Below are 3,569 nucleotides of genomic sequence, written 5' to 3' on the forward strand. Positions count from 1 at the left end.
AAATATCCTAATAGCTCAGTATATTCTATATTGCCAAAGCTTTCACCTTCTTTTAGGGAAAGCTCGCTTACTGCACAATCTAACTGACTCAAAAAAATCTCGGTGTTATTGGGATCTATTAAAGCTTGCTCGGGATTGTTTTGCCAAAGGTAATCTGGGTGACGGCAGATGTACTGATCTAATGGATTAGAGCCTGCCACCAAAATCGCCAATGCCGGGCGTCCCTTTCTTCCCGCTCTGCCTGCTTCCTGTCTAACGGAAGCGATACTACCGGGGTAGCCGTTGATAAACGCTGCATCCAAACCTCCAATATCGATTCCCAATTCAAGCGCATTGGTGGAAATTATCAGTTTTAGCTTGCCTTCGCGTAAGTTTTTCTCTATTTGTCGCCTATGAGAGGCGAGATAACCGCTGCGGTATGCCGAAATTTCTGCAATAAAGCTTTGTGGCATGTGTAGCAACAATACCTCCACACTGCGTCTGGTAACGCTAAACACTATGCTCTGCAAAGAATATTCCATTGCCAATTTTGCCAAACTGGCTGTTTCCATCAATGAACTGCGCCGTATGCCCAATGTCTCTTCCACTATGGGAGGATTAACTATCATGTAATGGCGCATTCCTTGTTCGGAATAATCTTCAAAGATTTCAAAAACTTCATCGCCAATAAGGTTTTGTGCCAATTCCCGGGCATTGCCCAAAGTGGCAGATGTACAAATGAATATTGGGTTTACGTTGTACACTCTGCAAATTCGCTTTAAGCGTCGCAAAACATTGGCAAAGTGCGAACCCAGTACTCCGCGATAGTAATGCAATTCGTCTATAACCACATATTGCAAGTGCGAGAATAATGAACTCCATAAGCTGTGATGAGGTAATATCCCCATGTGCAACATATCCGGATTGCTTGCCACCACATCTGCTTGGCGGCGGATTTTGGAGCGTAACGAATTTGGTGTATCGCCATCATAAATGGCACTAAATATGCGCCGATTGGTGATACTGGCAAGATTAGTGCAAAGCTGCGCAAGTTTTTTACTCTGATCTTGTGCCAAAGCCTTGGTTGGATAAAGCAACAAAGCCTTGCCCTTTTTGTTTTGGGCTAATTCATTAAGGATGGGCAACCAATATACCAGGCTTTTGCCGCTGGAAACTCCAGTGCTAATCACAACGTTTTTGCCATTTAAAACCATTTTTATAGCATCAACTTGATGCTTATAAAGATAGCGGATGCCTTCTTGAGCCAAAATGCTTTCTATGGCAGGATGCAAAGAACCAGGTAAAGGGGCGTATGATGCTTGCTGAGGCTGTATATTCAAAGTAGAAACAATAGTATCAGAATAACGCTTGGTTTGCCTTAGATATGATATTAACGCTTCCAGAGTACTCATATCAGGGTAATATCACTTGTCTTAAAATAGTGCTTATACCATCTTGCTGTATACGTAGAAAATACACTCCGGCGCTCAACTTTTTACCGGAATATCTATATTCCTTGATTCCGGTTTGACTTAATACTCTTTGTCCACGAATATTATACAGCGTTAGATCAAAGGGCAATTCACTTTTTAACGTAAACCCGCTCCGGCTGGGATTGGGATACAAGGCAAAGGCTGGTGCAAGTGTATCCATGTTTTCCACTCCCGTACCAGTTCCACTTACATTGATATCATCCACATAAAGCATTGCCGCATTAACCGATATACAGTTTAGAGCCAGATATATATCTTCCTGGGCATAGATATCCAGAGAGAACTCATAATATGTCCATTCTGCCGGAACCACCAAAAAGTCTTCGGAGTGAATCTTTGTAAATTGATAGGGCTCGCTTCCGGTGGTGGAAACAAGTACCCGTAACCGCTCCAAACCATAAGCGCCAGTATGGCTTTTTGCCCAAAAACTTAAGCGGGAATCGGAACCGGGATTTAGATTTGGTAATATTAGCCAATCGTTGTTAGGTGCTATAACACTACATTGTGATGCCAGCATTTTAGCCGGTGAATGGGCTTGGATTTGGGTTTGAGGAGGTGTGCATTCGCATGGGGAAAATACCATCCAGGCTTTAGAATCAGTTTCGTTGGGAAAATCGGCAAAATCCATATCCCAAGTATCCGAACCATCCAAATCTAAATTTATAAAACCCGGAATCTGTGTGCTGAACGATTCTAAGGTGTCAAATCTCTCATCTATAATAGTTTGCGCTCCAGATGTGGGAATCTCGATAAAGAATGAATTAGATTCAGGAGAAATTAACCCTCCGGGATACATTGCTTTCACAAAATAGCTGTAAGTCCCTCCCGGTTCTACTAGATTATCTGTATATTCACATTGTGTGTTAGTAGCCAACAATAATCCGTTCCTATACACTCTATAGCTTTCTACAGCAGGGTTTAGTGGTGGATCCCAGTTTAGATGAAGCGCATTGCCAGAATAATATCCGTACAGATTTGAGGGGCTATCATATCCGGCATCGTTGCTAAAGCAAAGCCGTAAATTTGCCAGAGCGGTTAATTGATATATGGTGTCTCCAGGATTTTCCGGATCCGGATTGATAGTAAGACTTTGATAGTTCAACGCCCTTACAGATACAGTCTCACGGCAATAAAAGTCATCATCACTGCTCCCGATTTGACTGCTGTTTTCATCTACTGCTAAAATCAAATTCTGCGTTCCAGAATAGATAAATGGTTCTTGAAGCGGAATACTAAGCCAGCCCGTTCCCGGCAATCCCCCAGAAAACATCTCGATCTCAAGCACCGAATCGAAAACCAAATTTAGCTCTGAGATGGGTATCCAACTTTCCAGCATTTCTTCATTACTTTCACCCAAATATATCTTCCAATCTCGATTGGCGACCAAAAATCCATGATATGCCACATTATATTGAAATCCAATGTGAGTTATTGTGCCATAATGACTTATTTCCGAAGCTAAAAACAACTGCTGGGTATAACTATAACGCGCCGCAGGCTCGATGGGTAGCCGCTTGTGCAATAAAGTGCCATTACCAATGGTAATTGTTTGCGCCGATAAAAAGAAGGCAGAAATAAAAAACATTACAGATATCAATAATTTTATAAAGGCAGGAGTTGTCCTCTGTATGTCCATTTTTGCCATAATAACCATCCATATTGCTTTGATATTTCATCTTTACAGAAATCAAATTTATTGTCTGTAGATTGTCAAGATGTTTTTCGGAAGCTCCATTGAGCTTGACATACAACAACAAAGCCAAAACTATGCAATCATTCGGTTGGACGGAAGGATACTATGAAAATTGGCTCTATAGTTTTTTACGTATTTGAATCTGCAAGATTGCAGAGCGAGATTCTTTGCATACATGCTGCTTTTAACACAAGCATCCCGTGTTGCAGAGCTTTGGGGCTGCCTCGCTTGGGTCGCCAAGCTCCGTTTGGCAGTGGCGACGGATTCGCCAGAAAGAAAAGCCCTTCGGTCTTTGTGGCAAACAGAGCTTGCCACCCCACTTTGCCACAACATCTCCCGCATGTCAACGGAATTTTAATATGCACCAGTTTTGGCACTTTAACATGCACCACTTACCATTCTCA

3 protein-coding genes are annotated in these 3,569 nt (G+C 42.2%); all 3 read right to left on the reverse strand.

From position 1 onward, the window contains the following. The coding region (locus tag LHW48_09930; protein MCB5260767.1) for a DEAD/DEAH box helicase at positions 1-1,391 on the reverse strand (1,391 nt) is incomplete at its 3' end. Between the two features lies 1 nt (position 1,392). After that, positions 1,393-3,117 carry a T9SS type A sorting domain-containing protein gene (locus tag LHW48_09935; protein ID MCB5260768.1) on the reverse strand — a complete coding sequence of 575 codons (1,725 nt, stop codon included), beginning with the start codon at positions 3,115-3,117 and terminating at the stop codon, positions 1,393-1,395. Positions 3,118-3,293: 176 nt separating this feature from the next. After that, positions 3,294-3,485, reverse strand: coding sequence for a hypothetical protein (locus LHW48_09940; protein ID MCB5260769.1), 192 nt, complete (start codon positions 3,483-3,485; stop codon positions 3,294-3,296). Between the last annotated feature and the right edge of the window lie 84 nt (positions 3,486-3,569).

Source organism: Candidatus Cloacimonadota bacterium, assembly GCA_020532355.1.
GTDB lineage: Bacteria > Cloacimonadota > Cloacimonadia > Cloacimonadales > Cloacimonadaceae > UBA5456.

Excerpts from the sequence above, each read along its gene's own strand:
- LHW48_09935 (MCB5260768.1), bottom strand. The coding sequence starts at position 3,117 with ATGGCAAAAATGGACATACAGAGGACAACTCCTGCCTTTATAAAATTA.